The sequence below is a fragment of the Burkholderia sp. BDU5 genome (assembly GCF_001522845.1).
Lineage (GTDB): Bacteria > Pseudomonadota > Gammaproteobacteria > Burkholderiales > Burkholderiaceae > Burkholderia > Burkholderia mayonis.
Genome location: NZ_LOWC01000009.1, coordinates 91800 through 106558, shown reverse-complemented (window position 1 = coordinate 106558; position 14759 = coordinate 91800). Strand labels below are relative to the sequence as shown.

At 67.6% G+C, this 14759-nt stretch carries 15 protein-coding genes; 10 read left to right on the top strand and 5 right to left on the bottom strand.

Going from position 1 to position 14759, the window contains the following annotated elements; all coding sequences use genetic code 11:
• Positions 1-5 precede the first annotated feature (5 nt).
• From WS69_RS02440 to cobA, 5 genes are all read left to right on the top strand, one after another.
• The gene (locus tag WS69_RS02440; protein WP_059469230.1) at positions 6-539 is read left to right on the top strand and encodes a DUF934 domain-containing protein; all 534 of its coding nucleotides are present in this window, start codon (positions 6-8) and stop codon (positions 537-539) included.
• Positions 536-1291 carry a phosphoadenylyl-sulfate reductase gene (locus tag WS69_RS02435; RefSeq protein WP_059469229.1) on the top strand — a complete coding sequence of 252 codons (756 nt, stop codon included), beginning with the start codon at positions 536-538 and terminating at the stop codon, positions 1289-1291. The genes WS69_RS02440 and WS69_RS02435 overlap by 4 nt, the downstream gene beginning before the upstream one ends.
• A gap of 83 nt (positions 1292-1374) precedes the next feature.
• Positions 1375-2340 carry a sulfate adenylyltransferase subunit CysD gene (gene cysD, locus WS69_RS02430; protein WP_059469228.1) on the top strand — a complete coding sequence of 322 codons (966 nt, stop codon included), beginning with the start codon at positions 1375-1377 and terminating at the stop codon, positions 2338-2340.
• Positions 2341-2362: 22 nt separating this feature from the next.
• Positions 2363-3679 (top strand): sulfate adenylyltransferase subunit 1, encoded by a 1317-nt coding sequence (locus WS69_RS02425; RefSeq protein ID WP_059469227.1) that lies wholly within the window; start codon positions 2363-2365, stop codon positions 3677-3679.
• 59 nt (positions 3680-3738) lie between these two features.
• Positions 3739-4503: a uroporphyrinogen-III C-methyltransferase gene (cobA, locus tag WS69_RS02420; protein ID WP_059469297.1), complete on the top strand. Its 765-nt coding sequence runs from the start codon at positions 3739-3741 to the stop codon at positions 4501-4503.
• Positions 4504-4631: 128 nt separating this feature from the next.
• On the opposite strand, the gene WS69_RS02415 is transcribed toward cobA, so the two are convergent.
• From WS69_RS02415 to lptF, 3 genes are read right to left on the bottom strand one after another with little or no spacing between them, the layout of a single operon-like run.
• A complete protein-coding gene (locus WS69_RS02415) occupies positions 4632-5018 on the bottom strand; it encodes a sirohydrochlorin chelatase (RefSeq protein ID WP_059469296.1) in 387 nt (128 codons plus the stop codon).
• 28 nt (positions 5019-5046) lie between these two features.
• Positions 5047-6195: an LPS export ABC transporter permease LptG gene (gene lptG, locus WS69_RS02410; protein WP_059469226.1), complete on the bottom strand. Its 1149-nt coding sequence runs from the start codon at positions 6193-6195 to the stop codon at positions 5047-5049.
• A gap of 3 nt (positions 6196-6198) precedes the next feature.
• A complete protein-coding gene (gene lptF, locus WS69_RS02405) occupies positions 6199-7296 on the bottom strand; it encodes an LPS export ABC transporter permease LptF (RefSeq protein WP_059469225.1) in 1098 nt (365 codons plus the stop codon).
• 120 nt (positions 7297-7416) lie between these two features.
• Here lptF and WS69_RS02400 point away from each other — a divergent pair, with 120 nt between their 5' ends.
• From WS69_RS02400 to WS69_RS02390, 3 genes are read left to right on the top strand one after another with little or no spacing between them, the layout of a single operon-like run.
• Positions 7417-8928, top strand: a complete 1512-nt coding sequence (locus WS69_RS02400; RefSeq protein WP_059469224.1) for a leucyl aminopeptidase — start codon at positions 7417-7419, stop codon at positions 8926-8928.
• Positions 8929-8971: 43 nt separating this feature from the next.
• A complete protein-coding gene (locus WS69_RS02395; protein ID WP_059469223.1) occupies positions 8972-9388 on the top strand; it encodes a DNA polymerase III subunit chi in 417 nt (138 codons plus the stop codon).
• A 22-nt stretch (positions 9389-9410) separates the two neighbouring features.
• The gene (locus tag WS69_RS02390) at positions 9411-10058 is read left to right on the top strand and encodes a DUF2486 family protein (protein ID WP_059469222.1); all 648 of its coding nucleotides are present in this window, start codon (positions 9411-9413) and stop codon (positions 10056-10058) included.
• 140 nt (positions 10059-10198) lie between these two features.
• On the opposite strand, the gene WS69_RS02385 is transcribed toward WS69_RS02390, so the two are convergent.
• Complete coding sequence (locus WS69_RS02385; protein ID WP_059469295.1) at positions 10199-10522, bottom strand: c-type cytochrome; 324 nt, start codon at positions 10520-10522, stop codon at positions 10199-10201.
• Positions 10523-10706: 184 nt separating this feature from the next.
• Positions 10707-12380 carry a dihydroxy-acid dehydratase gene (ilvD, locus tag WS69_RS02380; RefSeq protein WP_059469221.1) on the bottom strand — a complete coding sequence of 558 codons (1674 nt, stop codon included), beginning with the start codon at positions 12378-12380 and terminating at the stop codon, positions 10707-10709.
• 178 nt (positions 12381-12558) lie between these two features.
• On the opposite strand from ilvD, the gene WS69_RS02375 reads away from it, so the two are divergent.
• The gene (locus WS69_RS02375; RefSeq protein ID WP_059469220.1) at positions 12559-13530 is read left to right on the top strand and encodes a LysR substrate-binding domain-containing protein; all 972 of its coding nucleotides are present in this window, start codon (positions 12559-12561) and stop codon (positions 13528-13530) included.
• 101 nt (positions 13531-13631) lie between these two features.
• Positions 13632-14522: a prolipoprotein diacylglyceryl transferase gene (gene lgt, locus WS69_RS02370; protein ID WP_059469219.1), complete on the top strand. Its 891-nt coding sequence runs from the start codon at positions 13632-13634 to the stop codon at positions 14520-14522.
• Positions 14523-14759: the final 237 nt, after the last annotated feature.

Genomic DNA, 14759 nt, shown 5'->3' with positions numbered 1-14759 from the left:
TGCAGATGGCTTTGATTATCAAGAATCGCGAAGTGGTCGACGACGCATGGCTGGTCGTGCGCGTGGCCGAAGACGGTGCGCTGCCCGCGGTCGGCGCGCTGCCGGCCGGCAACGTGCTCGTGCCGTTCGCGCTGTGGCAGGCGGAGCGCGAGGCGCTCGTCGCCGCGAAGACGAAGGACGCGCTCGGCGTGTGGCTTGCGCCCGACAGCGAGCCCGCCGATCTCGTCGCCGACTTCGACCGCATTGCGGTGATCGGCGTCGATTTCCCGCGCTTCGCGGATGGCCGCGGCTACAGCATCGCGCGCCTCTTGCGCGAGCGCTACGGCTGGAAGGGCGAACTGCGCGCGATCGGCGACGTGCTGCGCGACCAGCTTCTCTACATGTCGCGCTGCGGCTTCGATGCGTTCGCGGTGCGCGCGGACAAGAACATCCACGATGCGCTGAACGCGTTCGGCGAGTTCTCACAGCGCTATCAGGGCGCGGTCGACAACCCGGCGCCGCTCTTTCGCCGCCGCGCGGCGAGCGGGGTGAGCGCATGAGCGGCGCGACGGCATCCGCGCTCACGCCCGAGTTGAGCGCGAAGATCGAACGGCTCGATGCGCTGCTCGCGCAGATCGCCGAGCGTCATCCGAATGTCAAGTTCGCGAGCAGCCTTGCGGCGGAAGACATGCTCGTCACGCACGCGATCCTGTCGAAGGGCGTGGCGATCGGCATCTTCTCGCTGAACACGGGCCGCCTGCATGCGGAGACGGTCGGCATGATCGACCGCGTGCGCGAGCGCTACGGCTACGAGATCGAGCAATTCCGTCCGCAGCAGGACGCGGTCGACCAATACGTCGCCGAGCACGGCCTGAACGCGTTCTACGACAGCGTCGAGCTGCGCAAGCGCTGCTGCGAGATCCGCAAGGTCGAGCCGCTCAACCGTGCGCTCGCGGGCGTCGAAGCCTGGGTGACGGGCCAGCGGCGCGAGCAGTCGGTCACGCGCGCCGAGCTTCACGAGGAAGAACACGACGCCGCGCGCGGGATCGCGAAATACAATCCGCTCGCCGACTGGGCGGAAAGCGACGTGTGGGCATACCTGAAGGCGTTCGATGTGCCTGTCAATCCGCTGCACGCGCGCGGCTACCCGAGCATCGGCTGCGAGCCGTGCACGCGCGCGATCCGTCCCGGCGAGGACAGCCGCGCGGGCCGCTGGTGGTGGGAGTCGCGCGACACGAAGGAATGCGGGCTGCACATCACGATCACGCCCGTGCCGTCCGCCGGTGCCGAATCCACCCCCGCCTCCGCCTGAGCGGAGCCGGCACATAATAAGATAGCCAGATTGCTGCGCCGCCGGTCAGCCCGGCGGCACAAACCCAGACAAGGACCGTAATCATGAGCACGACGCTCGAACAATCCGCTTTTGCCCCGCCCGCCGGCGCGTCGTCCAGCCGGATGGGCCACCTCGACTGGCTCGAGGCCGAGTCGATCCACATTCTGCGCGAGCTCGTCGCCGAGTGCAGCAAGCCCGCGCTGCTGTTCTCGGGCGGCAAGGATTCGGTCGTCGTGCTGCATCTCGCGCTGAAGGCGTTCGGGCTCGGCGCGAACCGCAAGACGTCGCTGCCGTTCCCGCTCGTGCACATCGATACGGGCCACAACTACGACGAGGTGATCGACTTCCGCGACCGCCGCGCGGCGGAAATCGGCGCGGAACTCGTTGTCGGCCACGTCGAGGATTCGATCAGGCGCGGCACTGTGGTGCTGCGCCGCGAAACCGATTCGCGCAACGCCGCGCAGGCCGTCACGCTGCTCGAGACGATCGAGCAGCACGGCTATACCGCGATGATCGGCGGCGCGCGCCGCGACGAGGAGAAGGCGCGCGCGAAGGAGCGGATCTTCTCGTTCCGCGACGAATTCGGCCAATGGGACCCGAAGGCGCAGCGCCCGGAACTGTGGAGCCTCTTCAACGCGCGCCTGCACCGCGGCGAGCACCTGCGCGTGTTCCCGATCTCGAACTGGACCGAGCTCGACGTGTGGCAGTACATCGCTCGCGAGAAGCTCGAACTGCCGTCGATCTACTACGCGCACCGCCGCGAGATCGTGCGCCGCAACGGCCTGCTCGTGCCGGTCACGCCGCTCACGCCGATGCGCGAGGGCGAGACGAGCGAAGCGGCGCTCGTGCGCTTTCGCACGGTCGGCGACATCTCGTGCACGTGCCCGGTCGAGAGCGACGCGGACGACGTCGAGAAGATCATCGCCGAGACGGCGGTGACCGAGATCACCGAGCGCGGCGCGACGCGGATGGACGACCAGACGTCCGAAGCCGCGATGGAGCAGCGCAAGAAGCAGGGCTATTTCTGAAGCACGCGAGGACATCCACATCATGAGCATCATCGACAACAACGAAGACCTCGGCGTGCTGCGCTTCATCACGGCGGGCAGCGTCGACGACGGCAAGAGCACGCTGATCGGCCGCCTGCTCTATGACAGCAAGGCGGTGCTGTCCGACCAGCTGTCGGCGCTGTCGCGCGCGAAGAACAAGCGCACGGTCGGCGACGAGCTCGATCTCGCGCTGTTGACGGACGGTCTCGAGGCCGAGCGCGAGCAGGGCATCACGATCGACGTCGCGTACCGCTACTTCGCGACCGCGAAGCGCAAGTTCATCATCGCCGACACGCCGGGCCACGAGCAGTACACGCGCAACATGGTGACGGGCGCGTCGACCGCGCATGCGGCGATCATCCTGATCGACGCGACGCGCGTGACGTTCGAAGACGGCGCCGCGCAACTGCTGCCGCAGACGAAGCGCCACAGCGCGATCGTCAAGCTGCTCGACCTGCAGCACGTGATCGTCGCGATCAACAAGATGGATCTCGTCGATTACAGCGAGACGCGCTTCAACGAGATCCGCGATGCGTACGTGAAGCTCGCGCAGCAGCTCGGCTTGACCGACGTGCGCTTCGTGCCGGTGTCGGCGCTGAAGGGCGACAACATCGTCGCGGCGAGCGAGCGGATGCCGTGGTACGCGGACGAGCCGCTCCTGAACGTGCTCGAGGCGCTGCCCGTCGAGACGCAGGCGGGCGACGCGCTGCGCTTCCCGGTGCAATGGGTCGCGCGCCAGGACGGCAGCTCGGCCGACGATTTCCGCGGCTACATGGGCCGCATCGAAGCGGGCGAGGTGAAGGTCGGCGACGAGATCGTCGTGCTGCCGTCGAATCGCGACGCGACGGTCGCCGAGATCGTCGCGCCGGTGCCGGGCGGCACGGCGTCGGTCGGGCACGCGTTCGCGGGCCAGACGGTGACGATCCGACTCGCGGAAGACGTCGACGTGTCGCGCGGCGATACGTTCGTGCCGCGCGCGGCGCCCGTCGAGCCGGCGAAGAAGCTCGAGGCGGATCTCTGCTGGTTCGACGAGACGCCGCTGTCGCCGCAACGCAAGTATTTGCTGAAGCAGACGACGAGCACGGTGTTCACGAAGATCGGCGCGGTCAAGCAGGTGCTCGACGTGCACACGCTGTCGCACGCGACCGACCGCCACGATCTGAAGATGAACGACATCGGCCGCGTCGCGCTGACGCTGCAAAAGCCGATCGTCTGCGACACGTATGACGCGCACCCGGGCACGGGCGCGTTCGTGCTGATCGACGAGGCGACCCATCATACGGTCGCAGCGGGTATGATTCGTGCGTTTTCCGCGTGACGTCGCGCGCCGCATCGGCGGCGCCGGCCGGCACACGTGCACGAAAGGGATCGATGCAAATGGGTAAGGTGTATCTGATCGGCGCGGGGCCGGGCGCGGCGGACCTCATCACGGTGCGCGGCGCGCGTCTGCTCGGCGAAGCCGATGTCGTGCTGCACGACGCGCTCGTCGAGCCGGCGATGCTCGATTACGCGCCGCGCGCGCGGAAGATCGCGGTCGGCAAGCGCTGCGGGCAGCGCTCGAGCGCGCAGCACTTCATCAACAAGCAGATCGTCGACGCGGCACGCGAGCACGCGGTCGTCGTGCGGCTGAAGGGCGGCGATCCGATGCTGTTCGGCCGCGCGGACGAGGAGATGCGCGCGCTCGAAGCGGCCGGCATCGACTACGAAGTCGTGCCGGGCATCACCGCGGCGCTCGCGAGCGCCGCGACGCTCAAGCGCTCGTTGACGCTGCGCGGCGTCGCGCGCAGCGTCGCGTTTGCGACAAAGAGCCGCGCGCCCGGCAGCGATGAAATCCGCGAGCAGGTGAACGCGGATTCGCTCGTCTACTACATGGGCCGCGACAGCGCGGCCGGGATCGCGCAGCAACTGATCGACGCGGGCCGCGCGGGCGCGACGCCCGTCGCGATCGTCGAGGCATGCAGCACGCCGCGCGAGCGCACGCTGACGCTCACGCTCGCCGATATGGCGGCGGGCGCGGCGCAAGCGTGGCTCGATCCGGCGCAGCCGAGTCTTCTGATGATTGGCGAGGCGTTCGCGGAGCGTGTGCGGCTTGCGGGCGACGAATCGGGCGAGAGCAAGGACGGGATGCGCAACGCGGCCTGAAAGCGGCTTGCGCCGCCACGCTGAATCGACGAGAAACAGCAGGCCCAAACGAAACGCCGGCAACGAGCCGGCGTTTTTTTTACGTCACTGTGCGGCGTCGGCGGCCGCAATCGGAAGCGGGGGCGCGGTCAACGCGCGGGACCGGCGCTTTGCTGCAGGCAGTATGCGACGATCGCGTCGAGCACCGCGTCGTTTTCGCCGACGGCCGTCACGCAGCGGATGTCGATGGCCGGATGCGCGGCGCGGCACGCGTCGATCAACTGCGGCAGATCGCGGCGAATGTGGCCGCCCTGGCCGAAGAACACGGGTACCACGGTGATCGTGCCGCAGCCCTGCGCGGCGAGCCCGGCCGTCGCGCCGATCAGCGACGGCTCCATCAATTCGAGGAACGCGAGCATGACGGGCGCATCGGCGCCGCGCGCCGCGCGCAGCTTCGCCGCGAGGCGTTCGAACGGCTCGGCCCAGCGCGCGTCGCGCGCGCCATGGCCGAAAAGGACGATTCCGTGTTTGTTCATCGCGCCCTCCGATGACGCGCGCACGCGCTCAGTGCCGGTCGACCCACTTCAGCGCGAAGAGGCCGAGCGCCAGATAGATGCAGCCGGGCAGCGCGGCCGTCAGCGGCGCGGGCCACGTGTTCAGCGTGCCGATATGCGAGAACAGCGTGTTGAAGAGTTGGAAGCTCATCCCGAGCATGATCCCGCCGAACACCTTCACGCCGACGACGCCCGCGCGCGTATGCAGATACGCGAACGGCAGCGACAGCACGAGCATCACGAATACCGCGAACGGATACAGCAGCTTGCGCCACAGCGCGATGTCGTAGCGCTGCGTGTCCTGCTGATTTTCCTTCAGGTGCTGGATGTAGCGGAACAGGTTGAAGAGCGACATCCGCTCGGGCGACACGAGCAGCACCGACAGGATCTGCGGCGTCAGGTCCGAGCGCAGCGAATACTGCGGCAGCGTGACCTGCTGCGCGCGGTAGACGGGATTCAGCGCGTCGGCCGGCTGGCTGCCCGCGCCAGGCAGGTTCGTGAGCCGCGTGTCGGTGACGTCCGTCAGCAGCCAGTGGCCGGGTGGCTGATAGCGGCCGCGCTTCGCGATCCGCACGTTCTGCAGATTGAACTTCGAATCGAACTCGTAGATCCGCACGTCGCTGATCGTCGAATCGGGCGACAGCTGGCCGACGTTGACGAAGCGCGTGACGGGCTCGCCGTTGTCGCGCGCGGTCAGCGTGTCCTTCACCCAGACGCCCGATGCGAAGTTCGTCGATACCGACGAGCCGAGCGCCTCGAGCCGCACGCGCTCGGACAACTGGTCCGAGTACGGGCCGATGAATTCGCCGATCAGGTAGGTCGCGATGACGATCGGCACGCCGATCTTGATGAGCGAGCGCAGCGCCTGGTTCGTCGCGAGGCCGGACACGCGGAAGATCGTGAATTCGGAGTTCGCGGCCATCTGCGCGAACACGTAGATCGAGCTGATCAGCGCCGCGACCGGGATGATTTCGTAGAAGCGCGACGGCGCCTGCAGCGCGACGCGCAGCACCGCGTAGCCGAACTTGTAGTTGCCGTGGCCGACCGAGTTCAGCTCGCTGATCAGGTCGAAGAAGAAGAAGAGGCCGGAGAACGCGAACAGCACGAAGACGAACGTGATGTAGATCTGCCGCGCGAAGTATTTCTCGTAGAGGCGCATCGGTCAGACCCCCTGCGATCGGCCGAACGCGGCGCGCGAGAACAACGGCCTGTTGCGCACGCGCAGCCAGAACAGGAACGCGACGACTCCGGCGACGACGACGTGCAGCCCGATCAGTCCGATGCCGAACGGGATCTTGCCCCGTTCCATTTGCGATTGGACGACGTTCAGCAGGTTCGAATAGGTGAGGTAGATCAGCACGGCCATCACGAGGTTCACGGTCCGGCCGCGGCGCGGGTTCTGATACGCGAGCGGGATCGCGAGGATCATCAGGTTGATCGCGATGAGCGGCAGCCCGGCGCGCCATGCGAATTCGGCGAGATTCTGGTTGGTCGGATTGCGCAGCAGGTCGATCGTCGACGTGCCCGTCGTCGTCGGCTGGCTGACGATCTGCTTGCTCTGGATCTTCACGCCGTAGCGCTCGAACTCCATGATCTTGAAGTTCGGCTGGCCCGGCACGCCGTCGTAGCGGCGGCCGTCCTCGAGCACGATGAAGCGGTCGCCGTTCTTCATCGTCTCGGTGTGGCCTGTCTGCGACACGACGACGTTCACCTTGCCGTGCTCGGTCGTCGTGACGAACACATTCTGCACCTTGGCCTGGTCGGGCGACATCTTCTCGATGAAGAACACGCGGTGGTTCGCGGCGGACTCGCGGAACTGGCCGGGCGCGAGCAAGGACACCTCGTCGCGCTGCTGGAAGCGCGCCTTGATGAGCTTGCTCTGCTGGTTCGACCACGGCCAGCCGACGAAGGCGAAGAAGGCGATCAGGAGCACGATCGGCGTCGCGAACACGCCGATCGGCTTGATGAGCCGCGTGAGGCTCACGCCGGACGCGAGCCAGACGACCATTTCGGAATCCTTGTACCAGCGCGTGAGCACGAACAGGATCGACACGAACAGCGTGCCGACGAGGATCATCGCGAGATAGCCGATCACGGTGAGGCCGATCAGGACGAGCACGTCCTTCGGGTTCACCTCGCCGGACGCGGCGTAGCCGACGATGCGAATCATCATCGACGTCAGCATGATCGTGAGCAGCACCATGAAAACGGCGCCGGCGGTGTACGCAAGCTCGCGCTGGAGGGAGCGTTCGAAGATCATTATTGATGCGAAGAGGGCGGGAAACAGCGCACGAGTGGGGGGCGCTCACGCCGCACGGGAAAAATAGCGGATAATTGCGGCTTTCATCCTTAGCCCAGATTTTATCCGAGGACAAGCGCGATGGACTTTAGCATAAAAGGCTGTGATTGGAGCAAAGGCACGGCGAACGGCTTCCTGACGGGGAAATCCGACTGCATCGTACTCGGCGTGTTCGAGGCGCAAACCTTGTCCGGCGCGGCGCTCGACATCGACGAAGCGACGAAGGGCCTCGTCTCGCGCGTCATCAAGGCAGGCGACATGGACGGCAAGCTCGGCAAAACCTTGTTCTTGCACGAGGTTTCGGGCATCGGCGCGTCGCGCGTGCTGCTCGTCGGCCTGGGCAAGCAGGATGCTTTCAGCCAGAAAGCCTACAACGACGCCGTCAAGGCCGCGTGGCGCGCGCTGCTCGGCACGAAGGCGGTCCAGGTCACGTTCACGCTCGCGCAGCTGTCCGTGCCCGAGCGCGCGTCCGACTGGGGCGTGCGCGCGGCGATTCTCGCGCTGCGCAATGAGACGTACAAGTTCTCGCAGATGAAGAGCAAGCCGGACGCGAGCGCGCAGGCGCTCAAGCGCATCGTGTTCAGCGTCGATCCGGCCGACGACAAGGCGGCGAAGGTCGCCGCGAAGCGGGCCGTCGCGCTCGCGAACGGGATGGACCTGACGCGCGACCTCGGCAACCTGCCGGGCAACGTCTGCACGCCGGCCTACCTCGCGACCACCGCGAAGAAGCTCGCGAAGGACTGGGGCCTGAAGGTCGACGTGCTGGGCATGAAGCAGGTCCAGGCGCTCAAGATGGGCTCGTTCCTGTCGGTCGCGAAGGGCTCGATCGAGCCGCCGCAATTCATCGTGCTGCAGTATCAGGGCGCGGCCGCGAAGGCGGCGCCCGTCGTGCTCGTCGGCAAGGGCATCACGTTCGACTCGGGCGGCATTTCGCTGAAGCCGGGCGAAGGCATGGACGAGATGAAGTACGACATGTGCGGCGCGGGCTCGGTGCTCGGCACGATCCGCGCGGTCGCCGAAATGGGCCTGAAGATCAACGTCGTCGCGATCGTGCCGACCTGCGAGAACATGCCGGCCGGCAACGCGAACAAGCCGGGCGACATCGTCACGAGCATGAAGGGCCTGACGATCGAGGTGCTCAATACCGACGCGGAAGGGCGCCTCATCCTGTGCGACGCGCTCACGTACGCGGAGCGCTTCAAGCCCGCCGCGGTGATCGACGTCGCGACGCTGACGGGCGCGTGCATCATCGCGCTCGGCCACCACAACACCGGCCTCTTCTCGAAGGACGACGCGCTCGCGGGCGAACTGCTCGACGCGTCGCGCGAGGCGGGCGATCCGGCGTGGCGCCTGCCGCTCGACGACGAGTATCAGGATCAGTTGAAGTCGAACTTCGCGGATCTCGCGAACATCGGCGGCCGTCCGGCCGGCAGCGTGACGGCTGCGTGCTTCCTGTCGCGCTTCGCGGAGAACTATCCGTGGGCGCACCTCGACATCGCGGGCACCGCGTGGAAGAGCGGTGCGGCGAAGGGGGCGACGGGCCGCCCCGTGCCGCTCCTCGCGCAGTTCCTGATCGATCGCGCCGGCGCGTGATGGCGCGGGGTTCGACGACCGGCATGGCGGGGCGCGGCGAGCGATGACGCGCATCGACTTCCATACGAACGTCGGCGATTCGCTCGCGTACGCGTGCCGGCTGCTGCGCAAGGCGTATCAGGCGGGGCAGCCCGTTGTCGTGTGCGCGGAGCCCGCGCGGCTGCGCGCGCTCGACGAGCGTCTGTGGACGTTCTCGCCGCTCGATTTCATTCCGCATTGCGCGATCGACAACGCACACGCGGCGAATACGCCGATCGTGTTGACCGCGGATCTCGAGCGCGCGCCGCATCATGGAATCCTGCTGAACCTAGGCGCGGACGTGCCGGCGCAGTTCGCGCGCTTCGAGCGGCTGCTCGAAGTGGTCGGCAACGCGCCCGACGAGCTCGCGGCCGGACGCGAGCGGTACCGGTTCTACCGCGACCGCGGCTACGCGCTCAACAACCACAAGCAGGGCGGCTAGCCCGAGCGGACGGAGGACAACCGTGGTCGAAGCCAACGAATCGTCGATTCCCGTGCTGACCGACGTGCTCGTGCCCGGCAATCCGGCGCTCGCGCGGCAGCCCGTCGCCGGGCGCGCGCAGGCGGGCGCGGCGGCGGGTGCGGCGGGTACCGTCGACGAGGCGCGCGCGGCCGAGCCCGCGGCGCGCGACGCGTCGCCGAGGCTCGTCGACGCGTTGCGCGCGCCGACGCACGTCGAGCCGCCGTTCGTGCCGACGCCCGATGCGCTCGCGGCCGAGCTGCCGACAGCGTATGCGGCGCCCGCGACGTACGGGGACGAATTGCCCGCCGCGCATCCTGCGGCGGATCTTGCGCCGCCCGCTGCACTACCGTCGTCGGCACCCGATGCGGCGCACGCCGCGCCGTCGCTTGGCGCGGACCTCGAGGCGCGGCAGATCGCCGAGCGGCTGAAGAGCCGGATGACCAACTATCTGACGGGCGAGGGGCGCGGCCTCATCGAGGCGCGATGCCGCGACGCGCTGCAGGACCATGCGGGCTGGCTCGTCGGCCAGATCGCGCGCGAGGTCGCGCTTGCGCTGGAAACCGAGGTGGCGGGCTGGGTAACGGAGGAAGTCGGCGCGGCGCTCGCCCGTCGCAACGAGCACGGTAACAACGGCAACGCCGCTGCATGACGGAGGGCCGGGGCGGCTCGTCAGCCGCGCTGCGCCGCACGGGGGCGTGAGACGCGGCGCGCAGGTGGCGCGTTGCGTGCGCCACCTGCGCGCAATCATGCGCGAGACGCCGTCGTCGGCGTCTCGTCTTTCCATGCGGCTTACTTGAGCGTCAGTACCCAATGCGCGAGCGTGCCGGCTTCGGCGCTCGTCAGTTGCGTGTTCGCGGGCATCGGCACGTTGCCCCACACGCCGACGCTGCCCTTGACGATCGTCTGCGCGAGATAGCCGGCGGCGTCGCCGCGCGCCGCATATTTGTCGGCGATCGCGTGGAACGACGGTCCCATCAAAGTCTTGTCGATTGCATGGCATGCCATGCAGTTCTTGCGTTGCGCGAGCGTGAGCCCATCGGCCTGCTGCGCATCCGCATGTGCGGCCGCAGCAACGAACACGATTGCCATCAGGCACAAGGTCGTTCTGTTCATGCTGGTCTCCGCCGGAGCAGCGTCCGGCTTGGCGGTGCGCGCATTATAAGAGGAAAGGGGGCGCGAGTACGTCGCGCCCCCTTCGTCGTCTTGTTGCTTTTTGTCGCGTTGCCGTCGCGTCGCCATGGCTTCGCGATGCGAGGTGCATCGCGCGCCGGACCCCGGTCCGGCGCGCGTACGCGCGTCAGCCCGTCACCGCGCCCTTGTTCGCCGGGCGGGCGAGCGCCGCATACTTCGCGAGCACGCCGCGCGTGTAACGCGGCGTCGGCTGCTTCCACGCGGCGCGGCGGCGCGCCAGCTCGGCGTCGTCGACGTTCAATTGCAGCAGCAGCTTGTGCGCGTCGATCGTGATCGAGTCGCCTTCCTGAACGAGCGCGATCGTGCCGCCGACGAACGCTTCCGGCGCGACGTGGCCGACCACCATCCCCCACGTGCCGCCCGAGAAGCGGCCGTCGGTGATGAGGCCGACCGATTCGCCGAGGCCCTTGCCGATGATCGCCGACGTCGGCGCGAGCATTTCCGGCATCCCCGGGCCGCCCTGCGGGCCGAGGTAGCGCAGCACGACGACGTCGCCCGCGCTGATCTTGTCGTCGAGGATCGCCTGCAGCGCGCTCTGCTCGTCGTCGAACACGCGGGCCGGGCCGGTGATGACCGGATTCTTCAGGCCGGTGATCTTCGCGACCGCGCCGTCTTCGGCGAGATTGCCCTTGAGGATCGCGAGGTGGCCTTCCTTGTACAGCGCGTCGGCGATCGGGTAAATCACCTTCTGGTCGGCGCGCGGCACGCTCGGCACGTCCTTCAGCTCTTCGGCCATCGTGCGGCCCGTGATCGTCACGCAATCGCCGTGCAGCAGGCCTGCGTCGAGCAGGATCTTCATTACTTGCGGAATGCCGCCCGCCGCGTGCAGATCCGTCGCGACATACTGGCCCGACGGCTTCAGGTCGCAGATCACCGGCACGCGCTTGCGGATGCGTTCGAAGTCTTCGATCGACCAGTCGATCTCGGCCGCGTGCGCGATCGCGAGATAGTGCAGCACCGCGTTCGTCGAGCCGCCCGTCGCCATGATCACCGACACCGCGTTCTCGATCGACTTCTTCGTGATGATGTCGCGCGGCTTCAGGTCCTTCTTCACCGCTTCGACGAGCACACGCGCCGATTCGGCGGCCGAGTCGACCTTTTCCTGATCGGGATTCGCCATCGTCGACGAATACAGCAGCGACATGCCGAGCGCCTCGAACGACGAGCTCATCGTGTTTGCGGTGTACATCCCGCCGCACGAGCCCGTCGTCGGGCACGCGTTCTTTTCGACCCCTTCGAAATCTTCCTGCGACATGCGCCCCGCGGTGAACTCGCCGACCGCCTCGAACGACGACACGATCGTCAGGTCGCGGCCTTTCCAGCGGCCCGGGCGGATCGTGCCGCCGTACACGTAGATGCCCGGCACGTTGATCCGCGCGAGCGCGATCATGCCGCCCGGCATGTTCTTGTCGCAGCCGCCCACGACGACGACGCCGTCCATCCACTGGCCTTGCACGCAGGTCTCGATGCAGTCGGCGATCACTTCGCGCGACACGAGCGAATATTTCATCCCTTCGGTGCCCATCGACATGCCGTCCGAGATCGTCGGCGTGCCGAAGATCTGCGGGTTCGCGTCGGCCGCCTTCACGGCCGCGACCGCGGCGTCCGACAGGCGCTGCAGGCCCGCGTTGCACGGCGTGATCGTCGAGTGGCCATTCGCGATGCCGATCATCGGCTTGTCGAAATCGTCCTTTTGATAGCCGAGCGCGTAATACATCGAGCGGTTCGGCGAACGGGCCACGCCTTGCGTGATGTTCTTCGAGCGGCGGTTGTACGACATGGGGGACTCCATCTATCGACTGGTTGACTGTGGGGCGGCGCGGCGCGCTGCATCGGCGCAGTCCGGCTCAGGTGGGCAAGAATGCAGTTTCTCTTAGAGAATGTCCAATATATTATTCATCATCCATTAGGTCGTAATACATATTAATCCGCGTGTCGAAGCGAGTGAGGAGCGTGATTTGACCCCCGATCTACGTCAATGGCGCTATTTCGTGGCCGTCGCCGACGAGCGGCACTTCGGCCGCGCCGCCGAGCGCCTGTCGATGACGCAGCCGCCGCTGTCGCAGGCGATCCGCGCGCTCGAGGACGCGCTCGGCGTCGCGCTGTTCGCGCGCACGAAGCGCTCGGTCGAGTTGACGGCCGTGGGCGCGGCGCTGCTGCCCGACGTGCGGCGGCTGATCGCCGCTGCCGACGCGCTGCCGCCGCTTGCGCAGAGCCTCGCGCGCGGCGAGGCGGGATCGCTCGCGCTCGCGTTCGTGTCGACGGCTGACTACGGGCTCTTGCCGCAGTTGCTGCGCGAGTTCGGCGCGCGCTATCCGCACGTGCGGCTGCAACTGACCGAGGCGACAAGCGACGTGCAGCTCGAGGAGCTCGTCGCGGGCCGCATCGACGCCGGGCTCGTGATTCCGCCCGTGCCGCCGCGGCACGCGGCGTCGCTGTCGTATCTGTCCGTGCTGCGCGAGCCGCTCGTCGTCGCGATGCCGGCCGACGCCGCCGAGGCGGCGGACGACACGCCCGTGCGGATCGCCGATATCGCGTCGCTGCCGCTCGTCGTCTTCCCGCGTCGTTTGGCGCCCGGCTTTTATGACATCATTACGGGCTGCTACGGCGCGGCGGGCGTCGCACCGCGCATCGGCCAGGAGGCGATCCAGATGCAGACGATCGTCAGCCTCGTGTCCGCGGGCATGGGCGTCGCACTTGTGCCGCAATCGCTGCGTAACCTGCGGCGCACGGGTGTCGTCTACCGCGCGCTCGCCGGCGCGGCGCCCGTCGTCGAGACAGGCCTCGTGTGGCGCACGGACGACGTGAGCCCCGTGCTCGCGGGCTTCATCGACGTCGTGCGCGGCGACGCGCGGGGTGCTTCGCCGCTCGGCACGCCGCCCGACGCGGTCGACCGGCCGGGCTCCGGCTCGGGCGCGACGCGGCCGTGAACGTTCGCGCGGCGCGCCCGTCGAACCGCGGTCGCGGCATGCGCGTCTTCGTTGTCGTCGCCGTGCGAGCCGCATCGATTCAGAACCTTCAACGCTAACTCATGATCATTCATCCGAATTTCGATCCCGTCGCGATTCACCTCGGCCCGCTCGCCGTGCGCTGGTACGGGCTCATGTATCTCATCGGCTTCATCCTCGCGATCGTCGTCGGCCGGCTGCGTCTCAGGCTGCCGCACGTCGCCGCGCAGGGCTGGACCGCGAAGGACGTCGACGACATGATGTTTTACGGCGTGCTCGGCGTCGTGCTCGGCGGCCGGCTCGGCTACGTGCTGTTCTACAAGGCCGGGTATTACTTCACGCATCCGCTCGACATCTTCAGAGTGTGGGAAGGCGGGATGTCGTTCCACGGCGGCTTCCTCGGCGTCACGTTGGCGATGGTGCTGTTCGCGTGGCATCGCAAGCGGCACTGGCTCGAAGTGACGGACTTCGTCGCGCCGATGGTGCCGACGGGGCTCGCGGCCGGGCGTCTCGGCAACTTCATCAACGGCGAGCTGTGGGGCCGCGTGACGAGTCCCGACGCGCCGTGGGCGATGCTGTTCCCGGGCGCGTCGCGCGACGATGCCGCGTGGCTCGCCGCGCACCAGGATCTCGCGGCGAAGTGGAATCTGAACGAGGTGTTCCTGTCGCACCAGATGCTGCCGCGCCATCCGTCGCAGCTTTACGAAATCGCGCTCGAAGGCATCGCGCTCTTCTTCGTGCTGTGGTTCTTCTCGCGCAAGCCGCGGCCGATGGGCGCGATCTCGGCGCTCTTCCTGATCGGCTACGGTCTCGCGCGCTTCACGGTCGAATTCGCACGCGAGCCGGACGATTTTCTCGGCCTGCTGACGTTCGGTCTGTCGATGGGGCAGTGGCTGTCGCTGCCGATGATCATCGCGGGCGTGCTGATGATGATCTGGGCGTATCGGCGCGGCGGCGCAGCCAAGCCGGCCTGAGCGCCGCGTCCGGCGGCCGTGGTTGCGCGATCGCCGGGCGCGCGTGGGCAGGCGGGTTGTGCGTATGCCGATTGCGACGCATGACGCAGGCACACGTGGTGCGCGATCGCACATGTACGCAATGTGCGGCACATGATCGCAAGCGCAAGGCACCGCGCGCGGCCTGCGACATGGCGCCGCAAACCGCGACATGTGCGATACGCAAAAAAACGCCGGCGACGAGCCGGCGTTTTTTCG